Origin of the sequence: Streptomyces sp. NPDC091972 (assembly GCF_044756385.1) — a bacterium.
Classification (GTDB): Bacteria; Actinomycetota; Actinomycetes; order Streptomycetales; family Streptomycetaceae; genus Streptomyces.
Genome location: NZ_JBIVSV010000017.1, coordinates 46653 through 62367 on the forward strand (window position 1 = coordinate 46653; position 15715 = coordinate 62367).

The following is a 15715-nucleotide window of genomic DNA, read 5'->3' on the forward strand; positions in this document are numbered from 1 at the left end:
CGCACCACCTCAGCCCGCCGTCTCCCCGCCCTTCCGGGTGGGCGAGGCGGCGGGCCGTTGCATCTCGCGGGACACGTCTGCGGGCCGCACGGACTCCCGCGGCGCCGGCAACCCGTCGAGCGGACGGGCGCGGCCCAGCGCCCGGGCCACCGCGGCCTCCCGCCCGAGCGCCCGGCCCTGCCGTACGCACTCCTCGTACCGCTCGTCGCCCAGCCGCTCCCGGACCGTCGCCTCGCACAGCTCGTGCGGGGCGTTGTAGTAGGCGGAGCCGAACAGGGGCAGGCCCACCGACGGCCACAGCGAGCCCGCCGCGCCCTGGAGCACCGCAGCCTCGGCCGGGTCGCCCCGGGACACCGTGACCAGGGCGAGGAGCTCGATGGACAGCACCGAGCCCAGCAGGTCGTGGAAGGCGTGCGCGCAGGTCAGGGCGTCGGTGAGCAGGTCACGCGCGCGTGCCGTGTCCCCCTCGCTCCAGGCCGCGTACGCCAGGACGTACAGCGCGTACGACCGCGCCCACCGCTCGCCGTGGTCCTCGCACACCCGGCGCACGTCCTCGCACAGCCCCACCGCCTCCGGCAGATCGCCCAGGAAGGCGCGGGCCATCGCCAGCTCGACCTGGCCCATCAGCACGTTGCTGTTGAGCTCGCCGATCTCCTGGTAGCGCTCCAGCGCCGAGCGCAGCAGCCGCTCCGCGCGGGGCATGTCGTCCGAGACGAGCGCCAGGCAGCCGGTGCGGTGCTCGGCGTACGCCACCGCCGTCGCGTTCGCGGACCGCTCCGCCTCCTTGCGGCACTCGTGCAGCGCCGACAGCGCCGCCACGGTGTCGCCCTGGAGGACCGCCACATAACCGAGGACCCACAGGGCCTTCAGACGGGCGTCCTCGTGACCCGGCTCCAGTTCGACGCTGCGCTCCAGCCAGTGCCGCCCCTCCGAGAGCCGGCCGCAGCCGACCCAGCAGAACCAGAGGGAGCCCGCGAGATGGCGGGCCAGCTCCGCCCCGTCCGGCTCGGTCAGGCAGTACTCCATGGCGCAGCGCAGGTTCGGCAGCTCGGCCTCGATCCGCGCGGCCACCTCGTTCTGGCGCGGCGAGAACCAGTCCAGCTCGCACCAGGTGGCCAGGCCCACGTACCAGTCGCGGTGCCGCCTGCGCAGCCTGACCGCGTCGCCCGTCGCCTCCAGCCACTCGGCGCCGTACGCCCGGACCGTGTCCAGCATCCGGTAGCGCACACCGGTCGCGGTCTCCTCGCGGGCCACCACCGACTGGGCGAGCAGCGCGGACAGGACGTCGAGGACGTCGTCGGAGTGCAGCCCGCCGCCGCTGCACACGTACTCCGCGGCCTCCAGGTCGAACCGCCCGGCGAACACCGACAGCCGTGACCACAGCAACCGCTCCTCGGGCGTGCACAGTTCGTGGCTCCAGCCGATCGCCGTGCGCAGTGTCCGATGGCGGGCGAGCGTGTCCCGGCCGCCGCCCGTCAGCAGCCGGAACCGGTCGTCGAGCCGCTCCAGCAACTGCCCGGGGGACAGGGCCCCCAGCCGGCCCGCGGCCAGCTCGATCGCCAGCGGGATGCCGTCCAGGCGCCGGCACAGCTCCCGTACGTGCGGATCGTCGCCGACCGTCACCCCCAGCCGCCCGGCCCGCTCCGCGAACAGCTCGACGGCCTCGTCCTCCTCCAGCGGGCCCAGCGCGAGGACCTGCTCCCCGGCGACGGCCAGCGGCCGGCGCCCCACGGCGAGGACGGCCAGCCCCGGCAGCCGCCCCAGCAGGTCGACGACCAGGGACGCGCACGCTTCCACCAGATGCTCGAACCCGTCGAGTACCAGCAGGAGTTGACGTCCCGTCAGGTGGGCCAGGAGCGTCTCGCGCGGCGGCCGGGTGGTGTGGTCCGTCAGACCCAGCGCCTCCACGACGGCGTGGTCCACGAACTCCGGGTCGCGTACGGCGGCCAGCTCGACGCGCCACACCCCGTCGGCCGGGGTGCGCCGACCCCCCGCCGCCCGTGCCGCGAGCCGTGACTTCCCGATGCCGCCGGGGCCCGTCACCGTCACCAGCCGCGCGGTGCCGAGCGCCCGTGCCAGTGCCGGGAGTTCCGCGCGCCGGCCCACGAAGCCGTCGAGCTCCAGCGGAAGATTGCCGTGCACCTCGGTGCCGTCGGGCTGATGACTGCGCATGGAACACGGAGCGTACTGAACCGTATGCACTCCGTACAATCGTCATGGGCAACTCGGGTGCGGGCGAGGGGTGATCCGGTGCGGACCGCCGTTCCCGGCGCGATAGGCTCGGCGGAGACTTTTTCCATAGACAGCACGTATTCAGGGAGCGGGTGCACACAGTGTCCGGTGGAGAGGTTGCCGGGATCCTGGTGGCCGTCTTCTGGGCGATCCTGGTCTCCTTCCTCGCCGTCGCGCTGGCGAGGCTGGCCCAGACGCTCAAGGCGACCACCAAGCTCGTGGCGGACGTGACCGACCAGGCCGTCCCGCTGCTGGCCGACGCCTCCACCGCGGTGCGCTCCGCGCAGACCCAGATCGAGCGGGTCGACGCGATCGCCTCGGACGTCCAGGAGGTCACGTCGAACGCCTCCGCGCTGTCGACCACCGTCGCCTCCACCTTCGGCGGGCCCCTGGTCAAGGTCGCGGCCTTCGGCTACGGGGTGCGCCGCGCGATCAGCGGCCGCAAGGACGACGTGCCCGCGAAACCCTCCCGGCGTACCGTGATCGTGGGGCGGACGGTTTCCCGGGGCCGAGGCAAGAAGGACTGAGGCTCAGAGATGTTCCGCCGTACTTTCTGGTTCTCCACGGGCGTGGCCGCGGGTGTCTGGGCCACCACCAAGGTGAACCGCAAGCTGAAGCAGCTCACCCCCGAGAACCTCGCCGTCACGGCGGCCAACAAGGCGATCGAGACGGGGGGCCGCCTCAAGGACCGAGCGGTCGGCTTCGCGCTCGAAGTCCGCGACAACATGGCCCAGCGGGAGGCCGAGCTGACGGACGCCCTGGGCATCCGCGAGGATCCCGAGCTTCCCGCCCCCCGGCGCATCGCCGCCATCGAGAACACGACGTACACGACGAAGCCGTACAAGACGCATTCGTACAACCGGAATGAGGACCACTGATGGAGTCGGCTGAGATTCGCCGCCGCTGGCTGAGCTTCTTCGAGGAGCGCGGGCACACCGTCGTCCCTTCGGCGTCGCTCATCGCGGACGACCCGACTCTGCTCCTCGTCCCCGCCGGCATGGTGCCCTTCAAGCCGTACTTCCTGGGTGAGGTCAAGCCGCCCTTCGACCGTGCCACCAGCGTCCAGAAGTGCGTGCGCACGCCGGACATCGAAGAGGTCGGCAAGACCACCCGGCACGGCACGTTCTTCCAGATGTGCGGCAACTTCTCCTTCGGCGACTACTTCAAGGAAGGCGCCATCAAGTACGCCTGGGAGCTGCTCACCAGCCCCCAGGACAAGGGTGGTTACGGCCTGGAGGCCGACCGTCTGTGGATCACCGTCTACAAGGACGACGACGAGGCCGAGCGCATCTGGCACGAGGTCGTCGGTGTGCCGAAGGAGCGCATCCAGCGCCTCGGCATGAAGGACAACTACTGGTCCATGGGCGTCCCCGGACCCTGCGGCCCCTGTTCCGAGATCAACTACGACCGCGGCCCCGAGTTCGGCGTCGAGGGCGGCCCGGCCGTCAACGACGAGCGGTACGTGGAGATCTGGAACCTCGTCTTCATGCAGTACGAGCGCGGCGAGGGCATCGGCAAGGACAACTTCGAGATCCTCGGCGAGCTCCCCAGCAAGAACATCGACACCGGCCTCGGACTCGAGCGCCTCGCGATGATCCTGCAGGGCGTGCAGAACATGTACGAGATCGACACCTCGATGGCCGTCATCAAGAAGGCCACCGAGCTGACCGGTGTCGCGTACGGCGACGCCCACGACTCGGACGTCTCCCTGCGCGTGGTGACCGACCACATGCGCACCTCCGTCATGCTCATCGGCGACGGCGTCACCCCGGGCAACGAGGGGCGCGGTTACGTCCTGCGCCGCATCATGCGCCGTGCCATCCGCAACATGCGCCTGCTCGGCGCCACCGGCCCGGTCGTGCTCGATCTGATCGACACCGTGATCGCCATGATGGGCCAGCAGTACCCCGAGCTGGTCACCGACCGCGAGCGCATCGAGAAGGTCGCCGTCGCCGAGGAGAACGCCTTCCTCAAGACGCTCAAGGCCGGCACCAACATCCTCGACACCGCCGTCACCGAGACCAAGGCCGCCGGCGGCAAGGTCCTCGCCGGCGACAAGGCGTTCCTGCTCCACGACACCTGGGGCTTCCCGATCGACCTCACCCTGGAGATGGCCGCCGAACAGGGCCTGTCCGTGGACGAGGACGGCTTCCGGCGCCTGATGAAGGAGCAGCGGGAGCGCGCCAAGGCCGACGCCCAGGCCAAGAAGACCGGCCACGCCGGTGCCGGTGCCTACCGGGAGATCGCCGACAAGACCGGCGAGACCGAGTTCATCGGCTACACGGACACCGAGGGCGAGTCCACGATCGTCGGCATCCTCGTCGACGGCGCCTCCTCGCCGGCCGCCACCGAGGGCGACGAGGTCGAGATCGTCCTGGACCGCACCCCGTTCTACGCCGAGGGCGGCGGCCAGATCGGCGACACCGGCCGGATCAAGGTCGACTCCGGTGCCGTCATCGAGATCCGCGACTGCCAGAAGCCGGTCCCGGGCGTCTACGTCCACAAGGGCGTCGTCCAGTTCGGCGAGGTGACCGTCGGGGCCAAGGCGCACGCCTCCATCGACAGCCGCCGTCGTACCGCCATCGCCCGCGCCCACTCGGCCACCCACCTCACCCACCAGGCGCTGCGGGACGCGCTCGGCCCGACGGCCGCCCAGGCCGGTTCCGAGAACCAGCCCGGCCGCTTCCGCTTCGACTTCGGCTCCCCGTCCGCCGTGCCCACGGCCGTCATGACCGACGTCGAGCAGAAGATCAACGAGGTGCTCGCCCGCGACCTCGACGTCCGCGCCGACGTCATGGGCATCGACGAGGCCAAGAAGCAGGGCGCCATCGCCGAGTTCGGCGAGAAGTACGGCGAGCGGGTCCGCGTGGTGACCATCGGCGACTTCTCCAAGGAGCTGTGCGGCGGCACCCACGTGCACAACACCTCGCAGCTCGGCCTGGTCAAGCTGCTCGGCGAGTCGTCCATCGGCTCCGGCGTCCGCCGTATCGAGGCGCTCGTCGGTGTCGACGCGTACAACTTCCTCGCCCGCGAGCACACGGTCGTCGCCCAGCTCCAGGAGCTGATCAAGGGCCGTCCGGAGGAGCTTCCGGAGAAGGTCTCCGCCATGCTCGGCAAGCTGAAGGACGCCGAGAAGGAGATCGAGAAGTTCCGCGCGGAGAAGGTCCTCCAGGCCGCCGCCGGTCTCGCCGAGTCCGCCAAGGACGTCCGCGGGATCGCCGTCGTCACCGGTCAGGTCCCGGACGGCACCACCCCGGACGACCTGCGCAAGCTCGTCCTCGACGTGCGCGGCCGCATCCAGGGCGGCCGGGCCGCCGTGGTGGCCCTGTTCACCGTCAACAACGGCAAGCCGCTCACGGTCATCGCCACCAACGAGCCCGCCCGCGAGCGCGGCCTCAAGGCCGGTGACCTGGTCCGTACGGCCGCCAAGACCCTCGGCGGCGGCGGTGGCGGCAAGCCGGACGTCGCCCAGGGCGGCGGCCAGAACCCGGCCGCGATCGGTGAGGCCGTGGCCGCCGTGGAGCGCACGGTCGGGGAGACGGCGAAGTAATGCGCAGAGGCCGCAGGCTCGCGATCGACGTCGGGGACGCCCGCATCGGGGTCGCCTCGTGCGACCCCGACGGGATCCTCGCCACCCCGGTGGAGACGGTCCCGGGCCGGGACGTCCCGGCGGCCAGGCGCCGGCTGAAGCAGCTGGTCGAGGAGTACGAACCGATCGAGGTCGTCGTCGGTCTCCCTCGCTCCCTCAAGGGGGGCGAGGGGCCGGCCGCGGCCAAGGTCCGCGGCTTCGCGCAGGAACTCGCCAAGGCCGTCGCGCCCGTGCCGGTCCGGCTGGTCGACGAGCGGATGACGACCGTGACGGCCAGTCAGGGACTGCGCGCGTCCGGGGTGAAATCCAAAAAGGGCAGATCGGTCATCGACCAGGCAGCCGCCGTGATCATCCTCCAGCAGGCGCTGGAATCCGAACGGGTGTCAGGTAAAGCACCCGGCGAGGGCGTCGAAGTGGTCATCTGATCGCGATACGGTAACGTTCCGCGCGACTGCGACACTGTTCGAACAGGTGCCGCACAGAGAGAGGCGGATCGGATGCCGGGTCACCAGCCGCGCGACCGCCGCCTCGCGGCTCTAGGGGATCGATGACTGAGTATGGCCGGGGCCAGGAAGGCTCCGAACCGTGGCATCCGCAGGACCCGTACTACGGGGACGGCGGATGGGAAGGGCAGCAGGCTCACACCGGCCAGCAAGCTGCCTACGGCGGCCAGCCGCAGCAGCATCCGCAAGCGCAGCAGCAGTACGGCGACTGGGGCACCGGCCAGCAGGGCGACTACGGCCAGGCGCCGCAGCAGTACGACCCGAACCAGGGCTACGGCCAGCAGCAGTACCCCGAGCAGCAGTACCCCGAGCAGCAGTACCCGGAGCAGCAACAACAGCAGTACCAGCAGTACGACAACAACGGCTGGGGCACCGGCACGCACGTCCCGTACCCGGACCCCTCGGACCCGTACGGTCAGCAGGCCGCGGCCTACGGCACGGGGGAGCAGCCCGACTACTACGGCACCCCTGACGCGTATCCGCCGCCGGAGGCGCCGAGCCGTCGCCGGGCCGAGCCGGAACCGCAGCAGACCGACTGGGATCCCGGGCCCGACCAGGGCGAACACGCCTTCTTCGCGGACGACGAGGACGGGGTCGACGACGAGGGCGGCCGGGGCGACCGCCGGGGCCGTGGCGGCAAGAAACCGAAGAAGCGGCGCAGCGGATGCGCCTGCCTGGTGGTCCTGGTGGTGCTCGGCGGCGGTGTCGGCACGGTCGGATATTTCGGTTACCAGTTCTACCAAAATCGTTTCGTCTCGGCGCCGGACTACACGGGGGACGGCACCGGCGAGAAGGTGGCCATCACCGTCCCCTCGGGCGCCAACGGAGCGGAGATGGGGCGGCTGCTCAAGGCGGCCGGTGTCGTCAAGAGCGTCGACGCGTTCGTGGCCGCGTTCGCCCGCAACGGTGAATCGGGCAAGATCCAGGCCGGCTCGTACCTCCTGAACAAGGAGATGTCCGCCGAGAGCGCCGTGGCGCTGATGCTCGACCCCAAGAGCCAGAACAACCTGATCATCCGCGAGGGCGAGCGCAACGCGGATGTCTACGAGGAGGTCGACGAGCGCCTGAAGGTGTCGAAGGGCACCACGGCGAAGGTCGCCAAGCAGAAGTACAAGGACCTCGGGCTGCCCGAGTGGGCGCTCGGTCACTCCGATCTGAAGGACCCGCTCGAAGGGTTCCTGTACCCCTCCGCCTACGCGGTCAGCAAGGGGGACAAGCCGGAGGCCGTGCTCAAGGACATGGTCAGCCGCGCCAAGGACAAGTACGAGGCCATGGGCCTTGAGGAGAAGGCCGAGGGGCTGGGCCTGGACGGTCCCTGGCAGCTGCTCACCGTCGCGAGCCTCGCGCAGGCCGAGGGCACGAGCCACGACGACTTCCGCAAGATGGCCGAGGTCGTCTACAACCGCCTGAAGCCGGGCAACCCCCAGACGTACGGCTCCCTGGAGTTCGACTCCACGTACAACTACGTCAAGAACCAGAGCAAGATCGATCTGACGATCGCCGAGCTCAAGCAGTACGACAACCCCTACAACACGTACTACGTGAAGGGGCTGCCGCCCGGGCCGATCGACAACCCGGGCGAGGAGGCCATCAAGGGGGCGCTCAACCCGACGCACGACGGCTGGTACTACTTCATCTCGCTGGACGGCAAGACCAGCAGGTTCACGAAGACGCTCGCCGAGCACGACCGGCTCGTGCAGGAGTTCAACGCGTCACGGAAGAAGGACTGAGGACCGGACGCCCTAGCCGGGCCGTGGTCCTCGCGTGACAACGGATCAAGGAACGATTCCATGACAGCTCGGGCCACCGACGCCCGCCGGGCCGCCGTTCTCGGCAAGCCCATCGCCCACTCCCTCTCGCCGGTCCTGCACCGGGCCGCCTACCGGGAGCTGGGGCTCACGGGCTGGTCGTACGACCGGTTCGAGCTCGACGAGGCCGCCCTGCCCGGGTTCGTCGAGCAGCTCGGTCCGGAGTGGGCCGGACTGTCGGTGACCATGCCGCTCAAGCGGGCGGTCATCCCGCTGCTCGACGGGATCAGCGACACCGCCGCCTCCGTGGAGGCGGTCAACACCGTCGTGTTCGCCGAGGACGGCCGCCGCCTCGGCGACAACACCGACATCCCGGGGATGGTCGCCGCCCTCCGCGAGCGCGGCATCGAGCAGGTGGACTCGGCGGCGATCCTCGGCGCCGGCGCCACCGCCTCCTCCGCGCTCGCCGCGCTCGCCCGGATCTGCACCGGCGAGGTCGTCGCCTATGTGCGCAGCGACGCCCGGGCCGCCGAGATGCGGCAGTGGGGCGAGCGCCTCGACGTCGAGGTGCGCACGGCGGACTGGGCGGACGCGGCCGAGGCCCTGCGCGCCCCGCTGGTGATCGCGACCACCCCCGCCGGGGCGACGGACGCCCTCGCCCACGCCGTACCGGAGCGGCCCGCCGCCCTCTTCGACGTGCTCTACGACCCCTGGCCGACGGAGCTCGCGGCCCGCTGGTCGATGACCGGCGGAGCCGTGGTCAGCGGCCTCGACCTGCTCGTGCACCAGGCGGTGCTCCAGGTCGAGCAGATGACGGGCCGGACTCCCGCGCCCGTGGAGGCCATGCGCACGGCCGGCGAGCACGCGCTGGCGGCCCGCTGACGGGCGGCGGCCGAGCGGAACGGCTGCCGTCGGCCGGGCGGATCACGGCCGCCGTGGCCCTGCCGAGGCGCACGGGCGACCCCCGCGGACGCCGACGCCGACGAACCCCTGACGTCCGTCTGCTGGACCTGTGACCGGCGGTCGCCGCCGGACGTGGGAGGATCGGAGACGGCGGGCCGGGGCCGCGCACCTGGTCGCGCCGTTGCCGTACGCGAGGACGCGCGTAAGCAGGGCAGTACCAGGGCGCGAGCACTGAGGAGCACCGTTGAGCAGGTTGCGCTGGCTGACCGCGGGGGAGTCCCACGGTCCCGCACTCGTCGCGACGCTGGAGGGCCTTCCCGCCGGCGTGCCCATCACCACGGAGATGGTGGCGGACCACCTGGCGAGGCGGCGGCTGGGCTATGGCCGCGGTGCCCGGATGAAGTTCGAGCAGGACCAGGTCACCTTCCTCGGCGGCGTCCGGCACGGTCTGTCCCTCGGTTCCCCGGTCGCGATCATGGTGGGCAACACCGAGTGGCCGAAGTGGGAGCAGGTCATGTCGGCCGACCCCGTCGACCCGGAGATCCTGGCGGGCCTCGCGCGCAACGCCCCGCTGACCCGCCCGCGTCCCGGCCACGCCGACCTCGCGGGCATGCAGAAGTACGGCTTCGACGAGGCCCGGCCGATCCTGGAGCGCGCCTCCGCGCGGGAGACGGCGGCCCGGGTGGCGCTGGGCGCGGTGGCCCGGTCGTACCTGAAGGAGACGACCGGCGTCGAGATCGTCAGCCATGTCGTCGAGCTGTGCTCGGTGAAGGCCCCCGCCGGGGTGTACCCCACCCCGGCCGACGTCGGGCGGCTCGACGCCGACCCGCTGCGCTGCCTGGACGCGGACACGTCGAAGGCGATGGTGGCCGAGGTCGACCAGGCCCACAAGGACGGCGACACCCTCGGCGGGGTGGTGGAGATCCTGGCGTACGGCGTGCCCGTGGGCCTGGGCTCGCACGTCCACTGGGACCGCAAGCTGGACGCCCGCCTCGCGGGGGCGCTGATGGGCATCCAGGCGATCAAGGGCGTCGAGCTCGGTGACGGGTTCGAGCTGGCGCGGGTGCCGGGCTCGAAGGCGCACGACGAGATCGTGAACTCCCCCGAGGGCATCCGGCGCGTCTCCGGCCGCTCCGGCGGCACCGAGGGCGGCCTGAGCACGGGTGAGCTGCTGCGGGTGCGGGCCGCGATGAAGCCGATCGCGACCGTGCCGCGGGCCCTGCAGACCGTGGACGTGACCACCGGCGAGGCCGCCCAGGCCCACCACCAGCGCTCCGACGTGTCCGCGGTCCCGGCCGCCGGCATCGTCGCCGAGGCGATGGTCGCGCTCGTCCTGGCGGACGCGGTGGCGGAGAAGTTCGGCGGCGACAGCGTGCCCGAGACCCGCCGCAACGTGCAGTCGTACCTCGAGAACCTGGCCATCCGATGAGCCCTGTGGTCGTCCTCGTCGGGCCGATGGGCGTGGGCAAGTCCACCGTCGGGCGGCTGCTGGCCGAGCGGCTCGCGGTGGGGTACCGGGACACCGACGACGACATCGTCGCCGAGCAGGGCCGCGCCATCGCGGAGATCTTCGTCGACGAGGGCGAGCCGGCCTTCCGGGCGATCGAGAAGACCGCCGTGCGGCGGGCCCTCGCCGAGCACGACGGCGTCCTCGCCCTCGGCGGCGGCTCGGTCCTCGACGAGGACACCCGCGCCCTGCTGGCCGGGCAGCGGGTGCTGTACCTGTCGATGGACGTCGAGGAAGCCGTCAAGCGCACCGGCCTGAACGCCGCGCGTCCGCTGCTCGCGGTCAACCCCCGCAAGCAGTGGCGCGAGCTGATGGAGGCCCGCCGCCATCTGTACGAGTCGATCGCCACGGCGGTCGTGGCCACCGACGGCCGCACTCCCGAAGAAGTCACCGACATCGCGCTGGACGCACTGGAGTTGAAGGAAGCATGAGCGAGGCAGTGACGCGCATCCAGGTCGGCGGCACCGCGGGCAGCGAACCGTACGAGGTCCTGGTGGGCCGTCAACTCCTGGGTGAACTCGGTGCGTTGGTGGGGGAGAAGGCGCAGCGCGTCGCCGTCGTCCACCCCGAGGCGCTCGCCGACACCGGGGAGGCCCTGCGCGCCGACCTCGCCGAGCAGGGCTACGAGGCCGTCGCCATCCAGGTGCCCAACGCGGAGGAGGCCAAGACCGCCGAGGTCGCCGCCTACTGCTGGAAGGCGCTCGGCCAGTCCGGCTTCACCCGCTCCGACGTCGTGGTCGGCGTCGGCGGCGGCGCGACCACCGACCTGGCCGGGTTCGTGGCCGCGACCTGGCTGCGCGGGGTGCGCTGGATCGCCATCCCGACCACCGTGCTCGCCATGGTCGACGCGGCCGTCGGCGGCAAGACCGGCATCAACACCGCCGAGGGCAAGAACCTCGTCGGCGCCTTCCACCCGCCCGCCGGCGTCCTGTGCGACCTGGCCGCGCTGGACTCCCTGCCGGTCAACGACTACGTCTCCGGGCTCGCCGAGATCATCAAGGCCGGCTTCATCGCCGACCCGCAGATCCTGGAGCTCATCGAGTCCGACCCCGAGGCGGCGCGCACCCCGGCGGGCCCGCACACCGCGGAGCTCATCGAGCGCTCGATCCGGGTCAAGGCCGAGGTGGTCTCCTCCGACCTCAAGGAGTCGGGCCTCAGGGAGATCCTCAACTACGGCCACACGCTCGCCCACGCCATCGAGAAGAACGAGCGGTACAAGTGGCGGCACGGCGCCGCCGTCGCCGTAGGGATGCACTTCGCCGCCGAACTGGGCCGTCTGGCGGGCCGGTTGGACGACGCGACCGCCGACCGCCACCGCACGGTCCTGGAGTCGGTCGGCCTGCCGTTGCACTACCGCTACGACCAGTGGCCCAAGTTGCTGGAGACCATGAAGGTCGACAAGAAGTCCCGCGGCAACCTGCTGCGGTTCATCGTCCTCGACGGACTGGGCAAGCCCACCGTCCTGGAGGGCCCGGACCCGGCCGTGCTGCTCGCCGCGTACGGCGAGGTCGGCCAGTAAGTCCCGCGACGGGCGTTCCGCCTGATTCGCCTTGCCCCAGGGGCACTTCGGGGCGCCCCCGGTCGTTTCACCAAACATGGGCCGGGGGCGGTACCGTTCGATGGCGAACGGGGTATGCACCACCCCGTAACCAGCGCCGATCAGCCTGACGCGAGTGAGCCGGAGGGGGCGCGTCGGAGACGAGAGGACGAGCGGGCGAGGGCTTTCGGGCCGCGCCCGGTCGGGCTCCCGGCACCGACGCGAGCGCCCCGGGGCGAGCGAGCCGAAAAAGACGAGACGGAGTGGCACCGGATGCAGCACGCAGTGGGTTCTCCGCTGCCGCCGCCCCATCAGCCGGGGCACGGACCGGCCGCCGGCTGGTCGTCGGCCGCACACCACCCGGGACCGCATCACCCGGGTGCGCACCAGGGCTCCGCCCCGGTGCCCCCACCGCCGTCGGCACCGGGCTTCGCCCCGGCTCCCGTGCCGCCGACGCCACCGCACTCGCCGGTCCCGCCCGCGCCGCAGCACTCACCGGGGCCGGTGCCCGACACCACCGGCCATGTGCCGCTGCCGCCCGGCGCCCCCGTGGGCGTCCCGAGCACCCCGCCCGTCGCCGCCCCGGACCCCGCGGGCACCACCCTCGCGGTGCTGCTCATCGGTCCGGCGGGCGCCGGCAAGACGAGCGTCGCCAAGTACTGGGCCGATCACCGCCGGGTCCCCACCGCCCACATCAGCCTCGACGACGTACGCGAGTGGGTGCGCTCGGGCTTCGCCGACCCGCAGTCCGGCTGGAACGACCACTCCGAGGCCCAGTACCGGCTCGCCCGCCGCACCTGCGGCTTCGCCGCCCGCAACTTCCTCGCCAACGGCATCTCCTGCATCCTCGACGACGCGGTCTTCCCGGACCGGCCCGTGGTCGGTCTCGGCGGCTGGAAGCGGCACGTGGGCCCGGGACTGCTCCCGGTGGTCCTGCTGCCCGGCCTGGAGATCGTCCTGGAGCGCAACGCGGAGCGGTCCGGCAACCGCCGGCTGACCGACGAGGAGGTGGCGCGGATCCACGGCCGGATGGCCGGCTGGTACGGCTCGGGTCTGCCGATCATCGACAACAGCCAGATGGACGTGGCGCAGACGGCGAAGGTGCTGGACGACGTCCTGGCGCGCTCCATCGCGAGCCCGCCCAGCTGGTAGCCCCCGAAGGCGCCCATGCGCGGTGCCACCGGGTGGGTCCGGCCGGTCCGCGGACCCGCGGACGAGCAGCGGCGCTCCCCACTCGGACTCTCCCGAACAGCGACATTTCGGGAGAACTCCTACGCTCAAGTCATGTCAGAGGTGTACGCCACCCGCAGAACCCGCCTACGCGACCGCTGCCAGGCCGGCGGCAGCCAGGCCGCGCTGATCTCCCGTCCGGCCAACGTCCGCTACCTCGCGGGTGCCGCCCCGCGGGGCAGCGTGCTGCTGCTCGGCAGGACCGAGGACCTCCTGGTGTGCTCCGGCCCCCCGGACGACCGTCCCGGCGCCGGGCGTCCCGACGAGGCCCTGCGACCGCACCACCTTCCCGGCGCCGGGGGCGACCCGGCCGTCGCCGCGGCGGACCTCGCCACCGCTCAGGGCGTGGACTCGCTCGCCGTGGAGGAGAAGCACCTCACGGTCGCCCGGCACCGGGCGATCCGCTCGGTCGCCCCGCGGCTGCGTCTGGCCGACCTCGGGGGCGCGGTCGAACAGCTCCGCGTCATCAAGGACGAGGAGGAGATCTCCTGCCTGCGCATCGGCGCCGAGATCGCCGACCAGGCACTGGGCGAGCTCCTGGAGTCCATCCTCGTGGGCCGCACCGAGCGGCACCTCGCCCTGGAACTGGAGCGCCGCCTCGTCGACCACGGGGCCGACGGCCCGGCCTTCGCCACCTCCGTCGGCACCGGCCCGAACTCCGGCCGGCCGGCCCACCGGCCCACCGACCGCCGGGTCGAGGAGGGCGACTTTCTCTCCGTCTGCCTGGGCGCGAGCTACCGCGGCTACCGCTGCGAGATCGGCCGCACGTTCGTCATCGGGACGTCCCCCGCCGACTGGCAGATCGAGCTCTACGACCTCGTCTTCGCCGCTCAGCGGGCCGGACGGGAGTCGCTGACGCCCGGTGCCGCCTACCGTGACGTGGACCGTGCGGCACGCCAGGTACTGGAGTCCGCGGGGCACCACGAGGGGCTCCCCGGCCTCACCGGACACGGTGTGGGGCTCGAAATCGCGGAGGACCCGCAGTTGGCCCCCGCGGCCATGGGTAAACTGGACGCTTGCGTGCCGGTCACCGTCGAACCGGGGGTCCACCTCCCGGGACGGGGCGGCGTCCGGATCGATGACACGCTCGTCGTACGCCCCGAGGCGGACGGCGGACCCGAGCTACTCACCATCACGACCAAGGAGCTGCTCGCACTATAGGCAACGTGCGTGCGCCGGGGTCGTCCACGTCAGTCCAGGAGATTCCGCAACCGTGGCTTCCACGAACGACCTCAAGAACGGCCTGGTGCTCAAGCTCGAAGGCGGCCAGCTCTGGTCCGTCGTCGAGTTCCAGCACGTCAAGCCCGGCAAGGGCCCCGCTTTCGTGCGCACCAAGCTCAAGAACGTGCTGTCCGGCAAGGTCGTCGACAAGACGTTCAACGCCGGCGTCAAGGTCGAGACGGCCACTGTCGACAAGCGCGACATGCAGTTCTCGTACATGGACGGCGAGTACTTCGTCTTCATGGACATGGAGACCTACGACCAGCTCATGATCGACCGCAAGACGGTCGCCGACGCGGCGAACTTCCTCGTCGAGGGCTTCACGGCCACCGTCGCGCAGCACGAGGGCGAGGTGCTCTTCGTCGAGCTGCCGGCCGCCGTCGAGCTGACCATCCAGGAGACCGAGCCGGGCGTCCAGGGCGACCGCTCCACGGGCGGCACCAAGCCCGCCACCCTGGAGACCGGCCACCAGATCCAGGTCCCGCTCTTCATCACCACCGGTGAGAAGATCAAGGTCGACACCCGCACGAGCGACTACCTCGGCCGGGTGAACAGCTAACCGTGGCTGCCCGCAACACGGCCCGCAAGCGCGCCTTCCAGATCCTCTTCGAGGGCGACCAGCGCGACGTCGACGTCCTGACGGTCCTGGCGGACTGGATCCGGCTGTCCCGGGAGGACACCCGGCAGCCGCCGGTGAGCGAGTACACGATGCAGCTCGTCGAGGGCTACACGGAGCACGCGAAGCGCATCGACGAGCTGATCGCGCAGTACGCGGTCGGCTGGACGCTGGACCGGATGCCGGTCGTCGACCGCAACATCCTGCGGCTGGGCGCCTACGAGCTGATCTGGGTCGACGAGACCCCGGACGCGGTGGTGCTCGACGAGATGGTGCAACTGGCCAAGGAGTTCTCCACGGACGAGTCGCCCTCGTTCGTGAACGGTCTGCTCGGCCGGTTCAAGGACCTGAAGCCGTCCCTGCGCCGGGACCAGGCGTAGGCGAGGCGGCGTGGCGGCTCGATCGAGACGCACATCGCCTGAGGGCCCGCAGCGCGACCGCTGCGGGCCCTCAGGCGTATGCGGGCGCGAGAGCTTCGCGAGGCCCGCAGAAAGCCGCCGGGGGGGGGGGGCCCCCCGAGGGGGCGCCCCCCCCCCCCCCGCGCCCGGGGGGGGGGGGGGGGGGGGGGGGCCAACAAATGGGGGGGCCCCCCCGCGCCGGCCCCCGGGGGCGCCCCCCCCCCCGAGAAG

14 protein-coding genes are annotated in these 15715 nt (G+C 71.7%); 13 read left to right on the forward strand and 1 reads right to left on the reverse strand.

Translation table 11 applies throughout. The features are described from left to right. Window positions 1–9 precede the first annotated feature (9 nt). Complete coding sequence (locus ACIQJT_RS36925; RefSeq protein WP_402650039.1) at window positions 10–2172, reverse strand: ATP-binding protein; 2163 nt, start codon at window positions 2170–2172, stop codon at window positions 10–12. Window positions 2173–2324: 152 nt separating this feature from the next. On the opposite strand from ACIQJT_RS36925, the gene ACIQJT_RS36930 reads away from it, so the two are divergent. The 13 genes from ACIQJT_RS36930 to nusB all read left to right on the forward strand — a co-directional run bounded on the left by ACIQJT_RS36930 (window position 2325) and on the right by nusB (window position 15466). Continuing rightward, on the forward strand, window positions 2325–2759 hold the full coding sequence (locus ACIQJT_RS36930) for a DUF948 domain-containing protein (protein WP_365461626.1): 435 nt from the start codon (window positions 2325–2327) through the stop codon (window positions 2757–2759). 9 nt (window positions 2760–2768) lie between these two features. Then, window positions 2769–3110 carry a hypothetical protein gene (locus ACIQJT_RS36935; RefSeq protein WP_280852655.1) on the forward strand — a complete coding sequence of 114 codons (342 nt, stop codon included), beginning with the start codon at window positions 2769–2771 and terminating at the stop codon, window positions 3108–3110. Continuing rightward, complete coding sequence (gene alaS / locus ACIQJT_RS36940; protein WP_365461624.1) at window positions 3110–5782, forward strand: alanine--tRNA ligase; 2673 nt, start codon at window positions 3110–3112, stop codon at window positions 5780–5782. Before ACIQJT_RS36935 ends, alaS begins: the two co-directional genes overlap by 1 nt. Then, window positions 5782–6246, forward strand: a complete 465-nt coding sequence (gene ruvX / locus ACIQJT_RS36945; protein ID WP_365461622.1) for a Holliday junction resolvase RuvX — start codon at window positions 5782–5784, stop codon at window positions 6244–6246. Before alaS ends, ruvX begins: the two co-directional genes overlap by 1 nt. 122 nt (window positions 6247–6368) lie before the next feature. Further along, window positions 6369–8054, forward strand: coding sequence for an endolytic transglycosylase MltG (gene mltG, locus ACIQJT_RS36950; RefSeq protein WP_402650040.1), 1686 nt, complete (start codon window positions 6369–6371; stop codon window positions 8052–8054). Between the two features lie 60 nt (window positions 8055–8114). Next, window positions 8115–8954, forward strand: a complete 840-nt coding sequence (locus ACIQJT_RS36955; protein ID WP_402650041.1) for a shikimate dehydrogenase — start codon at window positions 8115–8117, stop codon at window positions 8952–8954. Between the two features lie 265 nt (window positions 8955–9219). Further along, complete coding sequence (aroC, locus tag ACIQJT_RS36960; RefSeq protein ID WP_402650042.1) at window positions 9220–10404, forward strand: chorismate synthase; 1185 nt, start codon at window positions 9220–9222, stop codon at window positions 10402–10404. Then, window positions 10401–10913: a shikimate kinase gene (locus ACIQJT_RS36965; protein WP_365461616.1), complete on the forward strand. Its 513-nt coding sequence runs from the start codon at window positions 10401–10403 to the stop codon at window positions 10911–10913. The genes aroC and ACIQJT_RS36965 overlap by 4 nt, the downstream gene beginning before the upstream one ends. Then, the gene (aroB, locus tag ACIQJT_RS36970; protein ID WP_053852286.1) at window positions 10910–12001 is read left to right on the forward strand and encodes a 3-dehydroquinate synthase; all 1092 of its coding nucleotides are present in this window, start codon (window positions 10910–10912) and stop codon (window positions 11999–12001) included. The genes ACIQJT_RS36965 and aroB overlap by 4 nt, the downstream gene beginning before the upstream one ends. Window positions 12002–12292: 291 nt before the next feature. Then, window positions 12293–13171: a Pro-rich N-terminal domain-containing protein gene (locus tag ACIQJT_RS36975; protein ID WP_365461614.1), complete on the forward strand. Its 879-nt coding sequence runs from the start codon at window positions 12293–12295 to the stop codon at window positions 13169–13171. A 132-nt stretch (window positions 13172–13303) separates the two neighbouring features. Further along, window positions 13304–14410 (forward strand): aminopeptidase P family protein, encoded by a 1107-nt coding sequence (locus ACIQJT_RS36980; protein WP_402650043.1) that lies wholly within the window; start codon window positions 13304–13306, stop codon window positions 14408–14410. Between the two features lie 52 nt (window positions 14411–14462). Continuing rightward, window positions 14463–15029 (forward strand): elongation factor P, encoded by a 567-nt coding sequence (gene efp / locus ACIQJT_RS36985; protein ID WP_053852068.1) that lies wholly within the window; start codon window positions 14463–14465, stop codon window positions 15027–15029. Window positions 15030–15031: 2 nt separating this feature from the next. Then, window positions 15032–15466 (forward strand): transcription antitermination factor NusB, encoded by a 435-nt coding sequence (nusB, locus tag ACIQJT_RS36990; protein ID WP_365461610.1) that lies wholly within the window; start codon window positions 15032–15034, stop codon window positions 15464–15466. Window positions 15467–15715 lie beyond the last annotated feature (249 nt).